This is a genomic window from Sorangium sp. So ce124 (assembly GCF_051525235.1).
Lineage (GTDB): Bacteria > Myxococcota_A > Polyangia > Polyangiales > Polyangiaceae > Sorangium > Sorangium atrum.
The window spans coordinates 3763069-3785881 of record NZ_CP150312.1 but is presented as its reverse complement, the minus strand read 5'-3'; the positions used below and the strand labels follow the sequence as shown (position 1 = coordinate 3785881).

At 72.2% G+C, this 22813-nt stretch carries 19 protein-coding genes and 1 tRNA gene; 10 read left to right on the top strand and 10 right to left on the bottom strand.

The features are described 5' to 3' along the window. Positions 1 to 103: 103 nt before the first annotated feature. Positions 104 to 1132 carry a cytochrome d ubiquinol oxidase subunit II gene (locus WMF19_RS14405; protein ID WP_437899644.1) on the bottom strand — a complete coding sequence of 343 codons (1029 nt, stop codon included), beginning with the start codon at positions 1130 to 1132 and terminating at the stop codon, positions 104 to 106. Then, positions 1122 to 2507, bottom strand: a complete 1386-nt coding sequence (locus WMF19_RS14400) for a cytochrome ubiquinol oxidase subunit I (protein ID WP_437899643.1) — start codon at positions 2505 to 2507, stop codon at positions 1122 to 1124. Before WMF19_RS14400 ends, WMF19_RS14405 begins: the two co-directional genes overlap by 11 nt. A gap of 146 nt (positions 2508 to 2653) precedes the next feature. On the opposite strand from WMF19_RS14400, the gene WMF19_RS14395 reads away from it, so the two are divergent. The 3 genes from WMF19_RS14395 to WMF19_RS14385 are packed head-to-tail and all read left to right on the top strand — an operon-like array spanning position 2654 to position 5803. Beyond that, the gene (locus WMF19_RS14395) at positions 2654 to 3964 is read left to right on the top strand and encodes a thymidine phosphorylase (protein ID WP_437899642.1); all 1311 of its coding nucleotides are present in this window, start codon (positions 2654 to 2656) and stop codon (positions 3962 to 3964) included. Between the two features lie 59 nt (positions 3965 to 4023). Continuing rightward, complete coding sequence (locus tag WMF19_RS14390) at positions 4024 to 5049, top strand: sensor histidine kinase (RefSeq protein ID WP_437899641.1); 1026 nt, start codon at positions 4024 to 4026, stop codon at positions 5047 to 5049. A gap of 49 nt (positions 5050 to 5098) precedes the next feature. Next, positions 5099 to 5803 carry a response regulator transcription factor gene (locus WMF19_RS14385; RefSeq protein ID WP_272103262.1) on the top strand — a complete coding sequence of 235 codons (705 nt, stop codon included), beginning with the start codon at positions 5099 to 5101 and terminating at the stop codon, positions 5801 to 5803. A gap of 32 nt (positions 5804 to 5835) precedes the next feature. Here the strand turns inward: WMF19_RS14385 and WMF19_RS14380 are convergent, their stop codons facing one another. After that, the gene (locus WMF19_RS14380; RefSeq protein ID WP_272103261.1) at positions 5836 to 6276 is read right to left on the bottom strand and encodes a hypothetical protein; all 441 of its coding nucleotides are present in this window, start codon (positions 6274 to 6276) and stop codon (positions 5836 to 5838) included. Positions 6277 to 6405: 129 nt separating this feature from the next. Continuing rightward, positions 6406 to 6873, bottom strand: coding sequence for a DUF3293 domain-containing protein (locus WMF19_RS14375; protein ID WP_012235064.1), 468 nt, complete (start codon positions 6871 to 6873; stop codon positions 6406 to 6408). A 297-nt stretch (positions 6874 to 7170) separates the two neighbouring features. Here WMF19_RS14375 and WMF19_RS14370 point away from each other — a divergent pair, with 297 nt between their 5' ends. From WMF19_RS14370 to WMF19_RS14340, 7 genes are all read left to right on the top strand, one after another. Continuing rightward, positions 7171 to 8250 carry an ABC transporter ATP-binding protein gene (locus WMF19_RS14370; RefSeq protein WP_437899640.1) on the top strand — a complete coding sequence of 360 codons (1080 nt, stop codon included), beginning with the start codon at positions 7171 to 7173 and terminating at the stop codon, positions 8248 to 8250. Continuing rightward, positions 8247 to 8993 (top strand): ABC transporter permease, encoded by a 747-nt coding sequence (locus tag WMF19_RS14365; protein WP_012235062.1) that lies wholly within the window; start codon positions 8247 to 8249, stop codon positions 8991 to 8993. The genes WMF19_RS14370 and WMF19_RS14365 overlap by 4 nt, the downstream gene beginning before the upstream one ends. Next, entirely contained in the window at positions 8993 to 10681 is a 1689-nt protein-coding gene (locus WMF19_RS14360; protein WP_437899639.1) for a GldG family protein, read from the top strand. The genes WMF19_RS14365 and WMF19_RS14360 overlap by 1 nt, the downstream gene beginning before the upstream one ends. Then, a complete protein-coding gene (locus WMF19_RS14355; RefSeq protein WP_437899637.1) occupies positions 10681 to 13020 on the top strand; it encodes a DUF4340 domain-containing protein in 2340 nt (779 codons plus the stop codon). The genes WMF19_RS14360 and WMF19_RS14355 overlap by 1 nt, the downstream gene beginning before the upstream one ends. Positions 13021 to 13089: 69 nt before the next feature. Beyond that, on the top strand, positions 13090 to 14004 hold the full coding sequence (locus tag WMF19_RS14350; RefSeq protein WP_437899635.1) for an SH3 domain-containing protein: 915 nt from the start codon (positions 13090 to 13092) through the stop codon (positions 14002 to 14004). 203 nt (positions 14005 to 14207) lie between these two features. Continuing rightward, positions 14208 to 14699, top strand: coding sequence for a hypothetical protein (locus tag WMF19_RS14345; protein ID WP_437899634.1), 492 nt, complete (start codon positions 14208 to 14210; stop codon positions 14697 to 14699). 349 nt (positions 14700 to 15048) lie between these two features. Continuing rightward, entirely contained in the window at positions 15049 to 15396 is a 348-nt protein-coding gene (locus WMF19_RS14340; RefSeq protein ID WP_437329148.1) for a hypothetical protein, read from the top strand. Positions 15397 to 15513: 117 nt separating this feature from the next. Here the strand turns inward: WMF19_RS14340 and WMF19_RS14335 are convergent, their stop codons facing one another. The 6 genes from WMF19_RS14335 to dnaK all read right to left on the bottom strand — a co-directional run bounded on the left by WMF19_RS14335 (position 15514) and on the right by dnaK (position 22732). Further along, positions 15514 to 15999, bottom strand: coding sequence for a response regulator (locus tag WMF19_RS14335; protein ID WP_272103253.1), 486 nt, complete (start codon positions 15997 to 15999; stop codon positions 15514 to 15516). Between the two features lie 331 nt (positions 16000 to 16330). Further along, a tRNA-Phe gene (locus tag WMF19_RS14330) sits at positions 16331 to 16403 on the bottom strand. 85 nt (positions 16404 to 16488) lie between these two features. Next, complete coding sequence (locus tag WMF19_RS14325) at positions 16489 to 17403, bottom strand: hypothetical protein (protein WP_437899633.1); 915 nt, start codon at positions 17401 to 17403, stop codon at positions 16489 to 16491. Further along, positions 17400 to 19427, bottom strand: coding sequence for a M1 family metallopeptidase (locus WMF19_RS14320; RefSeq protein WP_437899632.1), 2028 nt, complete (start codon positions 19425 to 19427; stop codon positions 17400 to 17402). Before WMF19_RS14320 ends, WMF19_RS14325 begins: the two co-directional genes overlap by 4 nt. Positions 19428 to 19533: 106 nt before the next feature. After that, positions 19534 to 20868: a hypothetical protein gene (locus WMF19_RS14315; protein WP_437899631.1), complete on the bottom strand. Its 1335-nt coding sequence runs from the start codon at positions 20866 to 20868 to the stop codon at positions 19534 to 19536. 34 nt (positions 20869 to 20902) lie between these two features. After that, complete coding sequence (dnaK, locus tag WMF19_RS14310) at positions 20903 to 22732, bottom strand: molecular chaperone DnaK (protein WP_272103249.1); 1830 nt, start codon at positions 22730 to 22732, stop codon at positions 20903 to 20905. Positions 22733 to 22813: the final 81 nt, after the last annotated feature.

Genomic DNA, 22813 nt, shown 5'->3' with positions numbered 1-22813 from the left:
GCCACTGTTCAGCCAGCCGTCCTCACGCCCCTCCTGCGGGTAGGTGAGGTGGTGCATCAAATTTGGCCACCGCGACTTCCACGTACGTCGACCCCACTCCCGCTCAATGCTCGTCGTCGCCGTCCGACGCCGCCCCCGCCCGGCCGCTGCCGAAGACGCGGAAGAGCACGTACAGCGAAGGGAACAGAAGCACGGATCCGACGCCGAGCACCCAGACAAGCAATCGCAACGTCCTCGGGTTCGCCGCCGCGCCCTCGAGCGTCACGTCCGGCACCACAAGGAACGGGTACTGCGACGCCGCCCAGCCGAGCAGGATCAGGGTGACCTGGGCCGCCGCCGCCAAGCGCGCCAGACGGAAACGGCGGGTCCACAGCCCGAAAAACGCCGCCGTGGCCGCGAGGCCCGTCGTGACGTGGAGCGGCCACGTGATCGGATGATCCATCAGCCCCTCTCGAATGAGCGGGGCGCCCCGGAACGACGCCGCGAACGACGCCAGCGCGAGCGCCGCCACCACGCAGCCGGAGGCGAGCGCGCGCCGCCGGAAATCGTCGACGAGCGCAGGCTCCTTCGCCTCGTTCGTCAGGTACACCGCCGCGAGGAACGCAAACAGGGCCAGCGCGAACAGCCCCACCACGAACGGAAACAGCGAGAGCCACGGCGCGAAGAAGCCGCTCGTCACCACCCCCGACGCCACCCGGATCCGCCCGGACGCCACCGCGCCGACGATCATGCCGAGCAGCACCGGCGCGATCACGCTCGCGAGCGAGAAGACGAACCCCCAGCGCTTCTGCTGCCGATCCCCTCGGGAGTCGTAGCTGCGGAAGCTGAACGCCGATCCGCGAAACACGACGCCCACGAGGAACAGCGTGATGGGGACGTGCAGCGCGATCGAGATCGCCGCGAACGCCGGGGGAAACGCTGTGAAGAGCAGCACCACGACCAGGATGAGCCACACGTGGTTGGCCTCCCAGATCGGGCCGATGACCCGCTCGATGAGCGCGCGCTGCTCCCGCTTCCGCGGGCCGGAGGCGAGCAGATCCCACACGCCGCCGCCGAAATCGGCGCCCCCGAGCAGCGCGTACAGCACGAGCGCCGCCATCATCACCCCGCCGAGGAACCACTCAGTGCGCATCGGCCTCGCCTCCGCCGGACGCGCGCGGCGCGCCGCCGCCCGTCACCCCGAGCGGCGCGCCGCCGCCGCCGCCCGCCACCCCGAGCGGCGCCGCGCGGAGCTGGCGCACGAGCAGGTAGACCACCACCACGCCGAGGAAGACATAGAGCGCCGTGAACGTCCAGAAGGGCGCCGCGAGGTGCGGGAACGGGGTCACCGCGTCACGCGTGCGCATCGCGCCCCGCACGATCCACGGCTGGCGACCGAGCTCCGTCACCAGCCAGCCGGCCTCCATCGCCACGATGCCGAGCGGGCTCGCCAGGATCACCGCCCAGAGGAACGGGCGCTGATCCGGGATCCCCCTGCGGCGCCACGCGAGCACCGCCCCGACCACCGCGAGCAGCGCCATCGCGGAGCCCGCGCCCACCATCACCTGAAACGAGAGGTGCGTCGCCGTGACCGGCGGCCACTCGTCCCGAGGGACCGCATCCAGCCCGGGCACCACCGCGTCAGGATCCGCGTGCAGGAACACCGAGAGCCCCGCCGGGATCTCGATCGCGTAGTCGACCTCGCCCCGCTCCACGTCGGGCAGGCCGCCGACGAGGAGCGGCGCGCGCGCCGAGGTCTCGAAGTGCGCCTCCATCGCCGCGAGCTTGGCGGGCTGCCCCGTCCCGACCTCCACCGCCGCGTAGTGACCGACGAGCGGCTGCGCCAGCGCCGTCACCCCGGCGACCGCGAGCGTCACCGCGAACGCCTTGCGGAACAGCGGGCTCGACGGGTGCCGCAGGAGCACCAGCGCGTGGATCCCCGTCATCACGAACGCCGTCGCCTGATAACACGCGAGGATGCCGTGCAGCGTCTCGTGCTTCCACGGCGGGCTGAACATCGCCGCGACCGGGTCGATGTCCGCGGGGCGCCCGTCGACCATCGTGAAGCCGGCAGGGTGGTTCATGCACGCGTTCACCAGGATCACGAAGAACGCCGAGAGCGCGCCGCTCAGCGCGACCAGCGCGCCCGAGAGCAGGTGCAGCCTCGGCGAGAGCTTGCCGCGCCCGTAGAGGTAGATGCCGAGGAAGATCGCCTCCGTGAAGAACGCGAACCCCTCGAGCGAGAACGGGAGCCCTATCACCTCTCCGAACGTCCCCATGAAGCTCGGCCACAGGAGCCCGAGCTCGAACGAGAGCACCGTCCCCGACACGGCGCCCACCGCGAACAGGATCGCCGTCCCCTTCGCCATGCGCTTCGAGAACTCGAGGTAGTCTCGATCGCCCGTCCGGTGCCAGAGCGCGTCCGCGATGACCATGATCAGCGGCAGCGCCACCCCGGCGGCGGCGAAGATCATGTGAAATGCCAGCGACAGGCCCATCTGGGCCCGGGCATAGAGGAGGCTGTTCATGAGGCCCAGTGCGGCTCCCTTCTCCCGCGCGACCGTGACCGGCGCCGTGTCCGCTCTCCTGCGGGGACGGTCCGCGCGCTCCCGCCGACCATAGGGGGGCCCGCGCCAGGGACAAATAGGGGCGAACCCGGCTAAGCTCGACGCCGATGCAGACCCTTGTCGAGCTCGTCGCGAAGAAGCGCGACGGCGGGCGGCTGGCCGAGGACGAGATCGCGCGGATCATCCGCGCCCACAGCGACGGCGAGCTGGCCGATTACCAGATGGCCGCGCTGCTCATGGCGATCTTCTTCCGCGGCATGGACGACGCCGAGACCGTCGCCCTCACGCGCGCGATGCTCCACTCGGGCGACGTCCTCGACCTGTCCAGCGTGCCCGGACGGAAGGTCGACAAGCACTCGACCGGGGGCGTCGGCGACAAGGTCTCGATCTGCCTCGCCCCCCTCGTCGCCGCCTGCGGCGTCCCCGTCCCGATGGTGTCCGGCCGCGGCCTCGGCCACACCGGCGGCACCCTCGACAAGCTCGAGGCGATCCCGGGGTTCGACGTCGCCCTCGACGTCGACGCGTTCGCGCGCATCGTCCGCGAGGTGGGGGCGTGCATGATCGGGCAGACCGCGCGGATCGCGCCCGCGGACAAGCGCATCTACGCGCTGCGCGACGTGACCGCCACGGTCGAGTCGATCCCGCTCATCGTCGCCAGCATCCTCTCGAAGAAGCTCGCGGAGGGCATCGACGCGCTGGTGCTCGACGTCAAGGTGGGGCGCGGCGCGTTCATGAAGACCCTCGACGACGCCCGCGCCCTCGCGACCGCGCTCGTGCGCGTCGGGACCGCGGCCGGCAAGCGCGTCTCCGCGCTGCTCACCGACATGAGCGCCCCGCTCGGGCGCACCGTCGGCAACGCCATCGAGACCCGCGAGGCGATCGAGGTGCTGCACGGCCGCGGGCCGGGCGACCTCGTCGCGTGCACGCTCGCCCTCGGCGAGGAGATGCTGATCGCCGGCGGCGCGGCGGCGAGCGCGGCCGAGGCGCGGCCGAAGCTCGAGGCCGCCATCGCGAGCGGCGCGGCGGCCGAGGTCTTCGCGCGGATGATCGCAGCGCAGAAGGGCGATCCGGCCGTGGTGCACGACGCCGGCCGGCTGCCCCGCGCCCCCGTCGTTGTCGAGGTCGCCGCCCAGGACGAGGGGTACGTCGCCGCCGTCGATCCGCTGGAGATCGGCCTGTCGGCGGTCGCGCTCGGCGCCGGGAGGACGCGCGCCGACCAGCGCGTGGACCCCGCCGTGGGGATCGAGCTCGCCGCGGTGCGCGGCGATCGCGTGGACCGCGGCGCGCCCCTCGCCCGCATCCACGCGCGCCGGGCGGACGACGCGCGGGCCGCGGCCGATCGCGTCCGCGCCGCCTTCCGGCTCGGCCCGGCGCCCGCCGAGGCGCCCGCGCTCGTGCTGGAGCGGATCGAGGCATAGCCGCGCGCGGGCGCTCGCGGACGGTCGCCGGCGGCGCGGGGCCCCATTAAGCTGCCGGCATGCGGACCCCGAGGCGCGACCTCACCACGCTCGGCTACCGGCGGATCATCCAGCTCCTCGTCTACCTGGTCATCATCCCCGGCGTGCTCCTGTCGGGCGTCGGCTTCCTCCTGCTCGTCCTCGGCGAGGCCCAGTACAACCTCATCATGGGGATCATCGTCCTCACGTTCTGCGGGACGCTCGCGACCGGGGTCATCCTCGTGTGGGTCTTCCTCCGGCGCGAGCGCAACCTGTCCGAGCTCCAGGCCGATTTCGTGTCCAAGGTCTCGCACGAGCTGCGCACCCCGCTCACGTCGATCCGGATGTTCACCGAGACCCTCACGCTCCGGCGCGGCGACACGATCAGCGAGGATCGCTGCATCGAGGCGCTCACCAAGGAGAGCGCCCGCCTCCAGCAGCTCATCGATCGGCTGCTCGATTGGGGGCGGATGGAGAGCGGCCGGCGCGTCTACGAGCTCTCGGAGCACCACCTCGGGGAGATCGCCGACGAGGCGATCCACGCCTTCGAGCCGACGCGCGAGAAGCGGAGCGTCGACCTCGACGTCTCCATCGACGCGAACCTCCCGCCCGTGCTCTGCGATCGCAGCGCGCTCGTCGACGCGATCGTGAACCTCCTCTCGAACGCCTACAAGTACGGCGGTCAGCCGAGGAAGATCAGCGTCTCCGCCCATGTCCTCAAACGGTCGGCGCTGCTCACGGTCCGCGACAACGGCAAGGGCATCGCCCGCGCGGAGCACAAGCGGATCTTCGAGAAGTTCTACCGGGTCGACGATCTCCTCGCCCGGCAGCAGGAGGGCTCGGGGCTCGGGCTGTCGATCGTCAAGCATGTCATCCGGGCGCACGGCGGCAAGATCCTCGTCGACAGCGAGCCCGGGAAGGGCAGCACGTTCACCCTCGTGCTCCCGCTCCGGAGCACGCCTAAGGCGAGCGCCGCCGAGCGACGCCCGCAGGTCGCGGCGCCCGCGGTCGCCGCGGCGCACAACGACGCGTCGGATCACGGCGCCGACGCGAGCGCGCCGCCGTAGCGCGGCCGCCGCCGGTCAGGACATGAACATGCTAGAGGACCTCCTCAGCATGACCCGAACCCCTCAGACACCGGCGCGGACCGTCCTGCTCGTGGAGGACGACCCCAGCATCGCGATGGGTCTCGAGATGAACCTGACCGCCGAGGGCTACCGCGTCCTCGTGGCGGAGGACGGTGAGCGCGGGCTCGCGCTCGCCCGCGCCGGCGGGATCGATCTCATCATCATCGACGTCATGCTCCCCCGGCTGAACGGCTTCGAGCTGCTCCGCATGCTCCGGAACGAGCGGCGCACCCTGCCGGTGATCATGCTGTCCGCGCGCGGCGCTGAGATGGACAAGGTGATGGGCCTCGAGCTCGGCGCCGAGGACTACATCACGAAGCCGTTCAGCCTGGCCGAGCTGCTCGCGCGCGTGAAGGCCGTGCTCCGGCGCGACGCGATCGCGCGCGCCGACGGGGCGCAGCTGCGCGCCGGCGACATCGTCATCAACGCGGCGACGCGCGAGGTCCGCCGCGGCGACGCGCTGATCGAGCTCACGGCGACCGAGTTCGACGTGCTGCTCTGCCTCGCCGAGGCGGGCGGCCGGGTCCTGTCGAGGGAGCAGATCCAGGCCAAGGTCTGGGGCCCGACGCACCACGGGACCCCGCGCACCATCGACAATTTCATCCTCCAGCTGCGCAACAAGCTGGAAGAGAACGCGACGACGCCGCGCCACCTGCTGACGGTGCGCGGCGTCGGCTATCGCTTCGTCCCCTGATCGCAGGGCGAGCGCCTCGGGGGCGCGCCCCGTCAGGGCGCCTGACAGAACTTGTTGATGTTGTCGACGAGGGGATCTTCCTGCTTGATCGCCTTCTCGATCGCCGCCTGGGCGGCGTTGCTCTTCTCCGCGTCGTTGGCGTCCGCCGCGGTCGCGAGATCGCGCGCCGCCTTGGCGACGTCCTTCGCCATGGCCTGGTACTCGCCCGAGAACTTCTGCAGCTCCGGGGTGGTCAGCTTCACCTGCGCCGCGTCGGCCGCCACCTTGTCCATCGCGTCGGCCATCGTCTTCAGCTCGCTCGACCCGCCCTGGTCGGTGCCGGCCTTTGTGCCTTTCTCGATGCTCTGAACGCCCTTGTTGATGACCTCGATGAGCGCGTTGCACTCCGAGACCTTGTTCTGGCCGCAGCCGCCAGCGCCGGCGACGAGCCCGAGCGCAGCGACGAGCGCTGCGCGGGTGACCTGGGTGCGCATTCTGCTGTGTCTCCTCATGTGGTGAGCGAGGCCGGTCCGCCCATCCCTAAACGCCTAGGCATGAACCCACATTTTGCGGGTACGTTTCAACATGGAATCGGCGTTCGGCGTCCGCGGCCGCCGCGTGAGTCAGGACCGCACCCGCCAGTTCCCCTGGAAAGTTCGGCCGATGTCGTCTGCTGTCGGATCGGTGATGATGAGCTCCGGCCGGCCGCCTTGCGCGAACACGATCGTGTTCTGCCGGAAGACCCGGCCGAAGGCGATCGCCTCGTCCCGGTCCATGCCGTGGACGAGCCACGCCGGCTCGCGCCAGATGCCCTCCGGCTCCGCCTCGGAGCCGACGCACGGCTCCACCCGGTAACAGCCGAGGATCAAGAGATCGCGGAGGACGTGGTGGCGCTGATCGTTGACCCGGCGAGGGATGAGCATCGAGCGCGGGTTGTAGGCGGTGAGCACCGCGAACTTGCGGGTCAGGAGCTCGGGGAGCCCGGCCTGATCCTGGACGATCTCGCCGTCCAGCGAGACACGCAGCGTCCCCGCCGGGGTGGGGAACTCGTAGATGGTCGAGAAATACGACCGGAGGAGCGTCTGATCCATCGTGCAGCGGTGGGTGTGAGGGGGCCGCGGCGCTCGGCGTACCGGGTGCGTCGCCTTGCAGAGGGGCCCGTGGCGTGAGCGCCCGGGCCGCCGGGCGCGACGGCGCAGGGTTACCAGAGACGCGCGGCTCTGGCTACTCGCCGGCGCCGCTCGTCGCCAGACCACCGCCGGACCACGCCAGAGCCCGGCGCGCGCGCTTCCCCTGACCCGCCCGGTGCGCTAAGCGTTCCGCGCGATCGACCGGCCTGCCCGCGCGCACCGCGCCGGCGGCCCTGACCCCCTGCGCCCGATGCCACGATGATCGAGGTCGAGCACCTCTCCAAGTCCTACGGCCCCCACCTGGCGGTGAGCGACCTCTCGTTCCAGGTGAGCCAGGGGGAGATCGTCGGGTTCCTCGGGCCGAACGGCGCAGGCAAGAGCACGACCCTCCGCATCCTCGCGGGGTTCCTCGGCGCGACGTCCGGCCGGGTGCGGATCGCCGGCCACGACATCGCCGAGGAGCCGATGCGCGCGCGGGCCTCGCTCGGGTACATGCCCGAGACCTCGCCGCTCTACCCGGAGATGCGCGTCTCGGAGTACCTCGCGTTCCGCGCCGAGCTGAAGCTCGTGCCGCGGCGCGCGCGCGGCGAGGCGGTCGCGCGCGCCCTCCGCGACGCGCGCGTCGAGGACGTCGCGAGCGTCCTGATCGGCCACCTCTCGAAGGGCTACCGCCAGCGGGTCGGCCTCGCGGACGCGCTCGTCGGCGATCCGCCGCTGCTCATCCTGGACGAGCCGACGGCGGGCCTCGATCCGAACCAGATCCGCGAGGTGCGCGCGCTCGTGCGCCGGCTCGGCCGCGACCGCACGGTGCTCCTCTCGACGCACATCCTCTCCGAGGTCGAGACGACGTGCACGCGGGCGCTCGTGATCGCCCGCGGGAGGCTCGTCGCGGAGGGCTCGATCGACGAGATCCGCGCGATGCGTCGGTCGTCCGGCGCGCGCGTCGTCGTGCGCGGGGCGGCGGACGCGGCGCTCGCGGTGGCGCGCGGCGCGGCGCAGGTCCGCTCGGCCGAGGCGGAGGACGCCGGCGAGGCGGCGCGGCTCACCGTCGAGTTCGACGCCGGGGCCGACGCGGGCGAGGCCGCCGAGCGCCTCGTCGCCGCGCTGGTCGCCGCGGGCTTCGGGGTGCGCGAGCTCGTCCCCTGCGCCCCTTCGCTGGAGCAGGTCTTCTCCGAGCTGACCGCGGCCGACGACGCTGATTCGCGGGGCGCCGCCGGAGAGCCGGCCGAGCCCGGGGCGGAGGGCGGCGAGGCGCCTCGGCCGGCGGCCGGGAGCCGGAAGAAGAAGGGCAGCGCGGCTCGGCGCGGCGAGGGCGGCGCGGCGAAGGAGCGGCGGTGAGGGGCTTCTGGCCGATCTTCAAGCGAGAGCTCTTCTCGCTCTTCGTGACGCCGCTCGCGTGGGTGCTGATCACCACGTTCCTGCTGGTGCAGGGCGTGCACTTCTTCCTGATCGCGACGCAGTTCGCCGGCGAGGTGGAGCTCTCCGCCGACACGGGGCCGGTGCAGGTCTTCTTCGGCCAGACGATCCTGATCTACCTGCCGCTGCTCTTCGTCTGCCCGCTGCTCACGATGCGCCTCTTCGCGGAGGAGCGCAGGAGCGGCACCATCGAGGCGCTCCTCACGGCGCCGGTCGGCTCCGCCGGCGTGGTGCTGGCGAAGTACGCCGCGGCGCTCGTGACGTACGTCGCGATGTGGGCGCCGACGCTGCTCTACGTCGTCCTCATCGGCAGGACCGGCGAGCTCGACTGGCGGGTCGTGGGGTCGAGCTACCTCGCCGTCTTCGCGGTCGGCGCCGGCTACCTCGCGATCGGGACGATGACCAGCGCGCTCACGAAGAGCCAGCTGATGGCCGCGGTGCTCAGCACGATGGCGGTGATGGGCATGTTCATCCTCGGCATCGGAGAGTTCATCTTCCCGGACGGCCCGGCGCACGACCTCTGCGCCTACGTCTCGGTGTGGACGCAGATGAACGACTTCTCCCGCGGGATCGTCGATCTGCGCCGCCTCGTGTTCGACGGGACGGTGGTCGCGCTGCCGCTGTTCGTGACCGTGCGCGCGGTGGACGCGTGGAGGTGGGGCTGATGTCCGGAGAGCGGCCCGCGCAAGCCGGAGCTCCGCCGCCGGGCACCTCGCTCGGCGAGAAGCTCTCGACGAGCGTCGGGATCATCGCGGCGATGGTGCTCGCGGTGCTCGTCAACTTGCTCGTCGCCCGCCACTACAGGCGCTGGGACTGGACGCAGGGCGGGCTGTACACGCTGAGCGACGCGACCGTCTCGACGCTGCGCTCGATCGAGGAGCCGATCCGCGTCTACGTCCTGCTCTCGGAGGGCGACCCCCTGACGCTCTCGGTGCGGCACCTGCTCGACGCGTACCGGGCCGAGAACCCGCGGATCGAGGTCGAGGTGACCGATCCCGACCGGCGCCCGGCGGAGTTCCTGGCGGTGCAGCAGCGCTACGGCGTCGTCGCGGGCAAGACGGACGACGGGCGCATCGTCACGGACGCGGCGATCATCGTCGCGCGCGGCGATCGGCCCCATTTCCTGACCGCGAGCGACCTGGTCGAGGTCGAGGACGAGGACGACCTGCGGTCGCGCCCGCGGCTCGAGCAGGCGCTGACCGGCGCGATCCGGAGCGTCCTGCGCAGCGAGCGGCCGATGGTCTGCTTCGCGGCCGGGCACGGCGAGAGGTCGATCGAGGCCGGCGGCGCCGGCGGGCTCGCGGCGCTCAAGGACAGGCTCAACAAGAACAACTACGAGGTCGTGGAGCTCGGCGGCGGCCGCGGCGCGGACGGCCACGGCGACGAGGAGGAGGCCGGCGCCGCGCCGTCGGAGCCCGCGCCGGAGGTCGATCTCGACCGGTGCCGGGTGCTCGTCCTCGCCGGGCCGAGCCAGCCGGTGCCGGCCAGCGACGTGGCCCGCTACCGCGCGTTCATCGAGAAGGGCGGCAGCGCGCTGATCGCGCTCGGCCCCGTTCCGGACGAGAGCGATCAGCGGTACGTCGACCTCGGGCTCTCGGGCCTGCTCGCCGTGGCGGGGGTCGAGCTCCGGTCGGACTTCGTGTTCGAGCTCGACCCGAAGCTCCGGTCGACGCAGGGCTTCGGCGAGACCTTCGCGCCGATCGTCAGGCCGCATCCGATCACCGAAGGGCTCATCAAGGCGGCCGATCAGGGGCTCGGCCCGGTGCTCACGGTGGCGAGCTCGCTCGCGCCCACGGCGAGCGGGCCGGTGGCCCCGGCGCCCCTGCTCGTGACGAGCGACCAGGCCTTCGGCATGGTCGATTTCTTCGGCTGGGCCCGGGACCCGTCCGAGCCGAAGCCGCGCGACGGCGATCACCCGGGGCCGCTCACGGTCGCCTGCGCCTCGGAGCTGCCGAAGCCCGCGGGCTCCAGCGCCGCGCACGGGCCGCGCGTCGTGGTGGTCGGCTCGCCCGGCGTGCTCTACGGCGCGAACTGGCAGAGCCCCGAGCTCCGCGGGACAGCCGTGTTCGTCGAGAGCGCGCTGTCCTGGCTCGCCGCGAGCCCGCCCATGCTCGACATCCCGGACAAGCCGGCGTTCACGGCGGGCCTCCGGATCAGCGAGGACTCGCTCGCCGGGATCTTCCGCTACGTCATCGTGTACATGCCGCTCGCCGCGGCCCTCCTCGGCCTCGCCGTGTACCTGGCCCGGCGCGGCTCCGAGCGCCGCCCCGGCGACAAGGGGGGCCCCGGCGCGTCGGCCGGACGCGACGCGCGCGGCGCGTCGGCCGAGGCCGAGCGCGAAGGATCGCCGTGATGCGGCCTCTGCGCCGGCACGCGACGACGTTGCTCCTGGTCGCGCTCGCCGCCGCGGCGGCCGTCGCGCTGCTCGTCCTCGACCGGGGCTCGGTGTCCACCGACGAGGCCGAGCGCCGCAAGAAGCACCTCTTCGAGGCGTGGCGGCCCGACGAGATCACCGAGCTCACCGTGACGATGGCCTCGCCCGGCGCGCCGCAGACCGCGCGGCTCACCCGCGGCGAGGTCGACGACGCCGGCCAGCGCCCCTGGAACGTCGAGATCGACGGGCAGCGCTACCCGGCCGACGAGCCCACGGTCGACCAGCTCCTCGGCACGCTGGAGTTCGCGACCGCGGAGCGGCGCGTCTCCGCGGAGGCGAGCGACCCTGCCGCCCTCGGCCTGGCCTCGCCCAGGCTCTCGATCGCGCTCGCGATGGGCCCGCGCCGCGAGCGCCTGCTGCTAGGCGGCGCCGCCCCGACGCCGCCCGGCGCGGTCTACACCGAGGTCGCGGGCCGAGGCGTCTTCGTCATCACGAAGCAGCTCGCCTCGGCCCTCGATGTGCCGCCGGATCGCTTCCGCTCGCGGAGCTTCGTCCCCTACGTCGCCGCGGAGCTCTCGGGCCTCACGCTCGACGGCGACGGCGGATCGCGGCGGTTCTCGCGCGCCCCCTGGGGCGGCGGCCGCGGGGCCGGCTTCCGCTTCGCGGCGGGCTCGCCCGAGGGCAGCGGCGTCCGGGTCAGCGCGCCGGCGCTCGACCTCGTGCTCTCGGCGCTCGGCCGCATGCAGGCCAACGCGTTCCTCTCCGAGGAGGAAGCGAGGCAGGCCGCGGCGTCCGGTGGCCCCCGGGTCACGCTGACGCTGGAGCCGAGCGATCCCGCGGCGAAGCGCGGCGTGATCGACGTGGGCGGCGCCTGCCCGGGCCGGCCCGACCACGTCGTCGCGGTGCGGCGCGAGCCCACGCGCGCGGCCGCCTGCGTGCCCGAGAGCGTTCTCGATCCGCTCACCGAGGAGGCGCCGCGCTTCGTCGATCTCGCGCTCGTCGCCGCGCCGCTCGACGAGGTCGCCGAGGTGAAGCTCGCCGCCGGCGAGCGTTCGCTGGAGCTCGCGCGCGCCGGCAGCGAGTGGCACCTGCGGGCCCCGCAGGACCGTCCTGTCCCGACGGAGACGGGCCGCGCCCTGGTCCAGTCGATCCTGGACGTCCGCGCCACGCGCCTCCTGCCCGGGGCGAGCGATCTCGCGGCGCTCGGCCTCGCCTCACCTCGGGCCACCCTCCGCGTCGTCTCGACGCCGCCGGGCGCGGCAACCGAGGGCGAGCCGCAGGAGCGGATCGAGACGCTCGAGATCGGCGCCGAGCAGGCCGGTGTGGTGCACGTCCGGCGGCTCGAGGACGGAGCGATCGCCGAGATCCCTGCCCTGGCCGCCGGCGCGCTCCTCCCTTCCGAGGTGTCGCTGCGCTCCATGAAGGTGTTCGATTTCACCCCCGATCAGGTCAGCGCGCTGCGGATCGAGCGCCCCGGCATGGTCCAGCGGCTCCGCCGGACGGACGAGGGCGCCTGGCGGCTCATCGAGCCGAGCGGCGACGGCCTCGAGGCCGACGGCGGGCTGGCCGACGAGCTCGCCGAGCTGCTCGCCGGCCTCCAGGCCGAGCGCTGGATCGCCGCGGACGCTGACCAGAGCTACGGGCTCGGCGCGCCCCGGCTCACGGTCGAGGCCGAGCTCGACCCCGCGACGGAGTCCGGCGCTGGAAGCACCGGCGCGGCGACGCGCGCGGCCCGGGTGGAGCTCGGCGCGCGCGCCGGCGCGGGCTCCTTCGCTCACGCCGGGGACGGCGCTGCGGTGTTCGTCGCGCCGCCGTCGCTGGAGGCCGCGGCCGGTCGCCTGCTGCTCCGCCGCGACGTCTTCCTCGTCCCGCCTCACGAGATCGCGCGGGTGACGCTGGCCCCTCGGGGCGCGAAGCCGGTCGTGATCGAGCGCACGCCGGAGGGCTTCACGATCGCGGGAGCGGCCGATCGGGCGCGCGCCACCGCGCTGGCCGCGGGCGTCCGGGACGCGCTCGCCGATCTTCGGGCCGAGGGCGCCGTCGCGCTGGGCGAGCCGGAGCGGCACCATGGCCTCAGCCCGCCGCGCCTCCGGATCACCGTCGAGCTTTCCCGGCCGCAGGCCGCCCCGGCGGAGGACAGCGACGCGGTCCCACCGCGGGCGCCCGCGGGATCGTTCACGATCGCGATCGGCGCGGGCGACGCCTTCCGCGGTACGAACGTCGTCTATGCCCGGCGCGACGGCGTGCGCGCGGTCTACGCCATCGCGCAGTCCCGGGTGCGGCCGCTCCTCGAGGCGGCGGGCATCGCGGGCGACTGAGCGGCCGCGGCCCGATCGAACGGACTATTTCGTTCCGATGGCTCACCTGTGCTAGGCGACGTGCTGGACATGGCGAAGGCGGACATGGCGAAGAGGCAGCGCCCGCTGACGGTCGACATCCCCCGTCCCGGCGATGAGCAGCCGGTCTGGTCACGGGTCGGCGTGATCGCGCTGGTGGGGTTTGTCGTCGGCGTCGCGTGGCCCAAGCTCGCCGGCGTCCGCATCGGCCCGAGCGTGCCCTCCGACGTCAAGGCGACGGCCGAGGCCACGGCGGCGCCCGCGTCCCCTCCCCCCGCGGCGGCCGCGCCCGGGACCGCGGAGCCCGAGGCCAAGCCTCCTGAGGCCGCCGCGAAGAACCAGCAGCAGGTCGTGGTCGGCCCCGGCAGGATCACGCGCTGCTCCGACAAGAAGAACAAGAAGGTCGAGGACTGCGGAGAGCTCCAGTTCGATCCGATCGCGCTCCCCCGGCTGAAGGAGCTCGCCCAGTGTCCGGCGGCGCTCGGCGTGGACGGCAAGCTCCCGATCGGCTTCGAGCTCAACTTCGAGAAGAAGGAGGTCCAGGTCGTCAAGGGGAAGAAGACGAGCCTGCCCGCCTCGACCGTCAGCGGCATTCTCCAGTGCGCAGCCCGCGAGTTCTCGAACGTGTCCCTCGAGGAAGTCCCGCACAAGTACCGCCGATACTCCCTGGTTTACACTGCCACCTTCTATCCCCCCGGCGCGCAGGCCGACACCGCGAAGGCAGAGGCCGGCGGCGGCGAACAGGAGCAGACCGCCGGCACGACCACGAGCGAGACCGCCGCCAGCGGCCTGGCCACGGTGAGCTGGGATACTGCGCTCGTCCGCGGTGCGCCCAAGGAGGGAGATGTGGTGATGCGGCTGGTGCGTGGCACTCGGGTCAAGCTCGTTGGCCGGCAGAACGACTGGTACAAGGTCGAGCACCGCGGCAAGACGGGGTGGATGTACCGCGGCGCCATCGGCATGTAACCGACGGTTACCGAGGGCCGCGAGCGCCGGCCTGCCTGGAAACACGCAGGCGGCTTCAGGCGCGGATTCCAGGGCTGCATCCGAGCGAGGGCGCGTCGGTTCGCGTAGAATGGTTGGGGCCGATGACACGCAAGTTTTCGCTCCCCCTGCTCCACCGGGGCCGCGCCGATCGCGCCACGGCGCCTGCATCGACCACGCCCACGGTGGACGCGGTGCGTGAGCGCCTGGGCGGGCGCGCGTCGACCGAGCCCGGCGTGGGCGAGCTGGTCCTGCTGACCACCGCCGCGGGCGAGGCGCTCCCCGGGGTGGTCCTGTACAGGCGTGGCACCACCGTCGATGTGTGGATTGACACCACAACAACCACATCATCCACCGAGGACGAAGCTCGAGGCTCGGCCCGTGCTCAGGCCGTGACCGGTCGGGGCGTTGTTCACCGAGCGCGCCCTGCCAACCTCGCGCCGTTGCGCGCCGGCGCGCCGGACTCGCTCGTTGCCGTCGCGGCCGACGCGCGCGTCTTTGCGGCCCTGAGCGAGGGCCAGCGCATCCGGTTTCAGGACGGCGGAGATCTCGCCGAAGGTACGCTGGTGGAGAAGTGCCGCTTCGGCGGCCTGGTGCAGCGCGACGACGGCGCGCTCCTCGGCGTCGGCTTCCGCCGGCTCTGGCCAGCGCAGGCCGATGGTGCCGTGAGGAACTGAACGGAGCTGAACGGAGCCGCGCGGGCGTCGAGCAGAACGAAGCGAGGGACGGCGGCTCCGGAAATACCCGCGTGAGAAGGGGCCCGTGGCCAACACCGCTGGTTTTCGGCGCGAGCTCGGCCGTAGACAGACGCCCGGGTCGGGCTCATGATGCCTGGCAGCAACCGAGTCGCGCGACGCGCCCCCGGCGTGGCACGCCGAGGACTGCAAAGGCGCCAGGAGGCGCCCGGCTTGACGCGCCGCCACGCGCGTCCAGGACGCCGAACGTGCGGCTTGTACCCCCTCCGCGGACGCGATAGACAGGCCACAACATCGTAGCTCGCGCGACGCGCGACCAGTCGGAGGTACAATGTTGAAGCTCGCTTGCTCGTTCACGGTCGTCCTCGCGCTCGCCATGCTTCCCGGCTGCGGGCCCTCCATCTCGGGTCTGTGCGAGGACAGGTGCGATTGCACCGGAGACTGCAGCCCGGACGACGAAGATGACTGCGTGGACAACCTCGAAGACGCCGAGCGCGAGGCGGCTTCGCAGGGCTGCGAGGAGCAGTTCGACGAGGCCCTCTCCTGCGTGGATGACGAGTTCGCGTGCCGCAGCGGCGCGGTCGACGTCGATGGGTGCCGCGAACAGGTCGACAACCTGAGCGGCTGCGCCGATCTGGCGACCGGGCTCAAGTTCTGGGCCGCCTTCAATCTTAACTGAGGGTTGACCGCGTGACGGGCGCCGGGCGCCTGTGTGGGCGGAGGCTCGGCTCGGCTCCCGGAGCCCAGCCTCTGGCGGCCCGCGCGCCCCGCGCACGCGCCGAGGGGGCGAGATCGCTTATTCGCCTAGGTGGGTGCGGACCTTCGTGAGCAGCGTATTGCTGTCGAAAGGCTTGATGAGGTAGTCGGTACACCCGTTCGCGAAGCCGATCTTGATGCTCGTCTGATCGCTCCTCGTCGTCATCATGATGATCGGGACGGTCTTCGTCGCATCGAACGCGCGGAGCCATCTGCAGGCCTGGAAGCCGTCCATCGCCGGCATGACGACATCCATCAGGATGAGATCGGGGCGCTCCGCAATCGCCTTCGCGATGGCCTCCTTGCCGTTGCGCGCGATGACAATGTCGTAGTCGTCCACGCCGAGCGTCAGCTGCTGTGACAGCAGCGAAGTCAGCGAGTCGTCGACGACGAGGATCTTCTTCTTTCGAGCGGTCTCGCTGGGCTGGCTACTTGGCGCGGACGGCCGGCTCCGCGGCGCCGAGTCGGAAGCGGAGGCCGTTTCCGGAGAGCTCTTTCGCGAGGAGTCGACACGACGATCGGCCATGAGGGAGCCTCCATGAGGAGGCGCGTTCCCTGGGGCGCCTCCGGAGTGTTCAGGTTGCAACGAGTGATCCCCCCGTCACCTTATCAGGATCGCTACCGCACCGGAACCAAGTTCCACTGTCACCCGATGTGGCCAAACCCGCGAAAGTACTCCTGAACAGACCGCTGCGCCCTGCCCTCTTCCGCAGCGAGCCGACGAGGCCAGCTGGCGAGAGGCGGAGTTACCCGCGAACCCACGACAAGCGGCTGCGCCGTGCGGAACGGCTGCTCACGCTAGCGTGTGAAGACGGTGCGGCGGCGCTTGCTCGCCGGTCCAAGAAAGAGAACAGTAGTGCCCAGGGACGGAATCGAACCGCCCACACGAGGATTTTCAATCCTCTGCTCTACCAACTGAGCTACCTGGGCTTGCTGCGGGCCCCGCGCTTACGCCGGAAGCGTCGCTCACGGGCGGGCTACGTTACGTGGATGTGGCCGAATGTCAAGGAATTCTTCAGGGGGCGGAGCGATCGAGCAGCCGGAGGGCGGCCGCGAGCCACGAGGCGCGCAGGTAGGCCGCGACGGCGAACGCCGCGAGCTGCACGGCGAGCGCGGCCGCGACGCGCAGGCCCGTGCTGACCCCGGCGAGGTGCATGACCCACGCCCCGCCGGCGAGCGCGACGGCAGCGAGGACGCCCCTTGACGCATAGGCCCAGGCGGCCGCGAGCGGAGCAGCACGCAGCGCGTCGAGCCCTCTGGAGACGGCGGTGTAGAAGCCGCGCTGCTCGCCGACCACAGCGACCCGCGCGACATCGTGAAGCAGGCCGATGGCCGCGACAGGTACCAGCGCGGCCGCGGCGACGGCGATCGCCGCGAGGTCGCGGCCGCGCGGCAGGACCGGGAGCTCCGCGCAGAGCTTCGTCCCGGGGAGCAGGACGAGCGCCGCGGCGGCGACCTGCGCCGCGAGCGCGACGCCCCAGAGCAGCGCGAGCGGACCCAGGGCGCGCGCCGCGCGGCCTCCCAGGTCCTGCGCGGAGAGCGGTCCCTCCTGGCTCAGCGCGGCGAGGAGCACCGCGAGCGGGAGCAGGCCGAGCGCGGCTGCCAGCAGGGTGCCCAGGCCGAGCTGCGTGGCGAGGGCAGCGGCGACATGCGCCGAGAGACGCGTGAGCTCGCCGAGCATCAGGCCGCCGGGATCGAAGAGGATCGCGTCGCCGCGCGGGTACTCGCCGACGACCTGGGCCACGAAGACGGACAGCGGCGCCGCGACGAGGAACGAGGCGAACGCCCGGTAGCCGAAGTACAGCGCGACAGCGGCTGGCCGCTCGTGCGCGGCGGGGCGCCCCACCGCACGCCGCGCGCCCCCTGGCTCGGCCACCGCGGCCCCCTGCGAGCCCGGATCGCTCGCGCCCTGCTCCGCCGGCGCGCTCATGGCCCGAGGAGCGTGAGCGCGAGCCCCACGGCGAAGCTCGCGCGCGAGAGCACGCCAGGCGCGAGCAGGTCGGGGCGCGATCGGCGCGCGTTGTTCGCAAGGTCCTCGTCGAGCAGCACCCGGTGGTCGGGGTCGATCACCACGGCGACGAGCGGGGAGGCGCCGGCGTAAGGGATCTCGGCGACGCTCTCGCGCGCATCCCACCGCGCCCGCTGCACGCTCCCATCCTCGCCGTGCAGCGCGACGTCGACGGGGAGCACGAGCGAGCCGCGGCGCCGCACGACGGCGCGGCCGCGGTAACCCGCCGCGTCGATCCCGGCCTCGCCTGGCGCGGGCGCCGCGCCGTCCGCGGGCCACGCGTCGAACGCCCCGACCGCGTAGTCGACCCAGGCGCGCTCGAAGAGCCCGGCGCGGAGCGCCGCGGCCGCCTCGTCGCCCACCTCCCGCCGCACCGCGTCGAGCAGCGCCTCGGGGCCGGGGTGCCGGAACCGGTTCTCGCGCGCGTAGCGGCCGACGGCCCGCCGCACGAGATCCTCGCCGTACACGCCGGCGAGGGTCGCGAGGAGCACCGCGGGCCTCCCGTACACCAGCCCGAGGTAGTCCGTCCCGTCGACGAAGCCGGCGGCCGACTGGGCGACGGCGCCGTTGTGGCCCGACCTGAGCGCGTCGGCGCGGTACTGCGTGCGGAGGTCGATCTCGAGCCCGAGGAGGCGCGCCGCCGAGCCGTCGCCGTAACGCGCGCGCAGCGCGTCCGCTTCCGCGTAGGTGGTGAGGCCCTCGTCGAGGAACGGGTAGCGGTGCTCGTTCGTCGCGACGAGGCCGTAGAACCACTGGTGCGCGAGCTCGTGCACCGTGACCGCCTCGACGTAGCGCACGCCCACGACGGGCCAGAGCCAGCTGCCGCCGGTCGTGATGAGCGTCGGATACTCCATGCCGCCCGCCTCCTCGGCGCCCTCCGGCGGGTGCACGATCGTGAGCGTGCCGTACGGGTAGCGTCCGAACGCCGCGCCGAAGCGCTCGAGGCCGAACCGGACAAGGTCGATCTCCAGCGCCGCCTCGCGCTCGCTTCCTTCGGGGAAGAGGCACCGGATCGCGACGCCGTCATCGGTCGTGGCGCGCAGCTCGCGGAAGCGGTCCCACGCGGCGAAGGCGAAGTCGTGCACGTCCTCCTGCACGAACCGGCGGAGCGCTCGCCCGTCCGCCCGCCGCTCCTCCACGAGCCGGCCGGTCGCCCCGACCGCGAAGCGCTCCGGGACGTCGACCGTCACGTCGTACGCCCCGAAGTCGGCGTAGAACTCCGAGAGCCGGTGGTGTGGGAAGTGCGCCCAGCTCCCGTCGGGCTCGAGGCGCGCGATCTTCGGAAACCACTGCGCCACCATGTGGAAGCTCCCGTAGTGACCCGTCCTGAGCGCGAGCGACGGGAGGTCCGCGTCCCACGCGAGATCGATCGTGATCGCCTCGCCCGGAGCGACGGCCCGCGGCAGCTCCACCCGGATGTCGGTCTCGTCGTCGCGATCGCCAGGCGTCGTGGGCTTCCCCCGAGGCCAGACGTCCGCGCCATCCATCTCGCGAACCGCGAAGCGGGTCACCTGGATATGCCCGTAATCGTACAGCATTTCGCCGCCGCGAAAGCCGTCGATGGACGAGCGGAGGAACACGGTGCGCTGGTCCTTGAAGGCGTTCAGGTAGAGGTGGACGAACAGCTCGCGCTGCGGCTCGCGCGACGCGTTCCGCCAGACCAGCGTGCCCTCGCCGTGCATCGTGTGCTGCGCCGGATCGAGGCTCGCGCGCAGCGTGTAGCTCGCGACAGGATCGGCGTGCGCCGCGAGCTCGGCGTCCGGCGGAGGCGCGGGCGCCGGAGCTGCCAGCGCCGGCGCGGCGCTGGCGCCGGAGGGAGCGGACGGGGACCGCCGCGCCGGAGCGTCGGGCTCGATCGGCTGGATCGTCGAGAGGAGCGACGCGCCCATGCGGCCGGCGAGCAGCGCGAGGAGGAGACCGACAGCGGCCTGGAGAGCCGTGCGCACCGGTGCAACCTAGCGAGCTTGCGCCGTCGCGGAAAGGCGGCTCTGGGGACGCGGCGGCCCGCTCGGAACGATGAGGCGACGCCGCGACGTCAGGCGAGGCCGGCGCCTAGACGCTGCAGACGATCCCCTCCTGCACAAGCTCGTACAGGAGCCGCAAGGCCTCGAGCGTCTGCATGCCCGACACGTCGAGGATCTCGTCGATCGAGCTGTAGCCGTCGATGCACGAGAGCAGGAAGCCCGCGCGGTGATCGAGGTTCAGCGAGCGGAGCTGATCCGGGGGCACCGCGAGCCGCAGCACGCGCGAGCCGTCTCCGAGGCGCGACTGGTACATCTGCCGGAGCGTCTCGACGCAGCTGTCCGCGTACTGCCGCGCCATCCAGTCCTTCGGGTTCTCCTCGAGCAGGCCCTCCGCGAGGACGAGCGCTCCGCCGAAATCGCCCTGATCGAACCGGTGCTGCATCTGCTCCCGCGGCCCCTGGGCGCTCAGCTGGGGCTCGGTCGCGCGTGAATGAACCCCCTTGTCGGCCTTCGCGACGGCCGCAGGCGCGCGCTCGGTCTCGGATCGGCGCGGAGCGCGCGCCGCGCCCTGCGCCTCGCCCGAGACCCTGTACGAGGTCGAACCGGCGAGCGCCCCCGTCCCGCCGCGGAACGCGGACTCGTCATCCTCCACGAGCAGGCCGTAACGGAGCGTGCCGGGCGGCGGCGTGATCGGCGGCTCGTCCATCGGCGGGCCCGGCTCCTCGAACCCGAGATCGAGGCGGAAATCGATGCCCAGCGGCCCGCCGTCGTCCGGACGAGGGACGCGCCCCTTCGCGGCCGGGGGGACGTGGACGTCCCGCGCGTCGACCGGCGGGCCGCCGAAGACGTCGATCTCGCCAAAGCTGCGCGGGTACGGCTGGCTCGGCTCGCGCAGGAGATCGTCGTCGAGCTCCGCGCCGAAGTCGCGCTCGGCGTCGAGCGATCCGAACCCCATCCGCCCGCCCGGCCGCGACGGGACCCCGGGCTCGTCGCACTCCAGGCCGAGCCTCGCCCCCTCTCGGCCGGGAGCGCCGTGTTTGCTCGAGAACGAGGAGCCGGGCGGCGGCTCCCACGGGATCGTCCTGCGCGGCGGCGGGACGGGCGGGTACCCCTCCGGGGGAAAGGCCTCCGGAGGGCGCTGCCGCTGGGCGGTGATCTCGGAGCTCGAGTGAGAGCGGCGGGTCATCATCTTTGCCACGTAGTCGCTGACCGGGATCGGCGGCGGGAGCGTGATCTTGCCCTCGCCGTCCGGCAGCAGGGGCGTGCCGGCGGGCGGGGTTTCCATGCGCGGTGAGCCATTCTCCTCGCGGGCGAGCGCGGCGAGCGCGAGGAGCTCCTCCGAGGCGACCGGTTGGGTGTCCTCGAGCTCGTCCACCTCGTCGAGCCCCCAGGAGGAGTCCAGGGTCTTGGAGTCAGGCGGCACCGACCGCATCGTCTTCCCTCATCGCGGCCACCCATCACCCCTGTGGCCTGGCTACGACGCCCTTGAACATCCGGTGGGTGCGCGAGAGCGCCTCCATCTGCTCCTTGACCGCGGCGGCGTCGCGCCGGCCGATGGCCTGACGCGAGCGATCCACGATCCCGCGCGCCTTGCCGATGGCGTCGCGGCCGAAGTCGCTGGACGCCACGATCTGCTCGACCTGCGGGAACATCCGCTCGATCTCGGCGATGAGCTTCTCGGCCTCCTGCCGGACGCCCTCGAACTGGTCGCTCGCGCGGCGATCGACGAGGTACTCCTTCGCCGCCTCCATCATCTCGCCGACCTCCTCCTTCGTGAGGCCGCTCGACGCGGTCACCTGGATCGACTGCTGCTGGCCCGTCTCCAGATCCTTCGCGCTCACCGAGACGATGCCGTCGCTGTTGATCTCGAACGTGACCTCGATCTCGACCTGCCCCTTCGGCGCGCGGCGCAGGCCCGTGAGGATGAACTCGCCGAGCAGCTCGTTGTCCGTCGCCTTCTGGTGCTCGCCTTGCATGACGAGGATCTTCACGGCGGTCTGGTTGTCGCGGCTCGTCGTGAAGATCTTCGACCGGCTCGTGGGCACCGTGGTGTTCTGCGGAATGAGCTCCTCGAAGTTCGACCCGAACGTCATGATGCCGAGCGCGTGCGGCGTGACGTCGAGCAGGATCATCTGCTTCGTCTCGTCCACGAGCGCCGCGCCCTGCACCGCCGCGCCGAGCGCGACCACCTCGTCGGGGTGCACCCCCTTGCACGGCTCGCGCTCGAAGAAGTCGCGCACCGCCTCCTGCACCCTCGGCATGCGCGTCATGCCGCCGACGAGCACGACGTCCTCGATCTCGTCGCGATCGAGCCGCGCGTCCTCGAGCGTCTGGCTGCAGATCTCGATGCACCGCTCGACGAGGTCCTCGCACAGCTCCTGCAGCGTGGCCCGCGAGAGCGTCCGCTGGAGGTGCAACGCCTCGTTCCGCGCGCTCGAGATGATGAACGGAAGGTTGATCTCGGTCTCCAGGACGCTGGACAGCTCGCACTTCGCCTTCTCGGCAGCGTCCTTGAGCCGCTGGAGCGCCATCCGGTCCTGCCGCAGATCGACGTCGTGCTGCTCCTTGAAGCCCTGCACCAGCCAGTCGATGACGCGGGCGTCGAAGTCCTCGCCGCCGAGGAACGTGTCCCCCGCCGTGGCGATGACCTTGAAGACCCCGCCCGCGCCGATCTCGAGCACGGAGATGTCGAACGTGCCGCCGCCGAGGTCGAAGACGGCGATCGTCTTCTCGACGTTCTTGCCGAACCCGTACGCGAGCGCCGCCGCCGTCGGCTCGTTGACGATGCGGATGACGTCGAGCCCCGCGATCTGGCCCGCGTCCTTCGTCGCCTGCCGCTGGTTGTCGTTGAAGTAGGCGGGGACGGTGATCACCGCCTTCGAGACCGGCTCGTTGAGGTAGTCCTCGGCGAACAGCTTCATCTCCTGGAGGACCATCGCGCTGATCTCGGGGACCGAGTACGTCTTGTCGCGCAGCTGGATGCGGACGTCGCCGTGCGGCCCCTCGACGATCTTGTACGAGGCGGTCAGGATCGCGTTCTTCACCTGCGGGGACGACCACTTGCGGCCGATCAGCCGCTTCGCGGCGTAGACCGTGTTCTCGGCGTTGGTGATCGCCTGCCGCTTCGCGATGTGCCCGCAGAGCCGCTTGCCGGCCTCGGTGATCGCGACCATGGACGGCGTCGTCTTGTACCCACCGCGATTCGGGATGACGGTCGGGACGCCCTCCTCGACGATGGCAACGCACGAGTTCGTGGTGCCAAGGTCAATGCCGATGACACGCTCCATCGATGCCGCTGCTCCTCTTGTGATCTTCGGCCCGAACGGCCGCTGAGGCCACGATGCTAGACCGTTTCGCGGAGCCGAGCG

What these genes read in the sequence shown, in the direction of transcription:
- WMF19_RS14380 (WP_272103261.1), bottom strand. Translation starts at nt 6,276, where the DNA reads ATGCGCACCCAGGTCACCCGCGCAGCGCTCGTCGCTGCGCTCGGGCTC.
- WMF19_RS14360 (WP_437899639.1), top strand. Translation starts at nt 8,993, where the DNA reads ATGTCCGGAGAGCGGCCCGCGCAAGCCGGAGCTCCGCCGCCGGGCACC.
- WMF19_RS14390 (WP_437899641.1), top strand. Translation starts at nt 4,024, where the DNA reads ATGCGGACCCCGAGGCGCGACCTCACCACGCTCGGCTACCGGCGGATC.
- WMF19_RS14400 (WP_437899643.1), bottom strand. Translation starts at nt 2,507, where the DNA reads ATGAACAGCCTCCTCTATGCCCGGGCCCAGATGGGCCTGTCGCTGGCA.
- WMF19_RS14340 (WP_437329148.1), top strand. Translation starts at nt 15,049, where the DNA reads ATGTTGAAGCTCGCTTGCTCGTTCACGGTCGTCCTCGCGCTCGCCATG.
- WMF19_RS14375 (WP_012235064.1), bottom strand. Translation starts at nt 6,873, where the DNA reads ATGGATCAGACGCTCCTCCGGTCGTATTTCTCGACCATCTACGAGTTC.
- WMF19_RS14355 (WP_437899637.1), top strand. Translation starts at nt 10,681, where the DNA reads ATGCGGCCTCTGCGCCGGCACGCGACGACGTTGCTCCTGGTCGCGCTC.
- WMF19_RS14405 (WP_437899644.1), bottom strand. Translation starts at nt 1,132, where the DNA reads ATGCGCACTGAGTGGTTCCTCGGCGGGGTGATGATGGCGGCGCTCGTG.
- WMF19_RS14385 (WP_272103262.1), top strand. Translation starts at nt 5,099, where the DNA reads ATGACCCGAACCCCTCAGACACCGGCGCGGACCGTCCTGCTCGTGGAG.
- WMF19_RS14370 (WP_437899640.1), top strand. Translation starts at nt 7,171, where the DNA reads ATGATCGAGGTCGAGCACCTCTCCAAGTCCTACGGCCCCCACCTGGCG.
- WMF19_RS14335 (WP_272103253.1), bottom strand. Translation starts at nt 15,999, where the DNA reads ATGGCCGATCGTCGTGTCGACTCCTCGCGAAAGAGCTCTCCGGAAACG.
- dnaK (WP_272103249.1), bottom strand. Translation starts at nt 22,732, where the DNA reads ATGGAGCGTGTCATCGGCATTGACCTTGGCACCACGAACTCGTGCGTT.
- WMF19_RS14350 (WP_437899635.1), top strand. Translation starts at nt 13,090, where the DNA reads ATGGCGAAGGCGGACATGGCGAAGAGGCAGCGCCCGCTGACGGTCGAC.
- WMF19_RS14395 (WP_437899642.1), top strand. Translation starts at nt 2,654, where the DNA reads ATGCAGACCCTTGTCGAGCTCGTCGCGAAGAAGCGCGACGGCGGGCGG.
- WMF19_RS14325 (WP_437899633.1), bottom strand. Translation starts at nt 17,403, where the DNA reads ATGAGCGCGCCGGCGGAGCAGGGCGCGAGCGATCCGGGCTCGCAGGGG.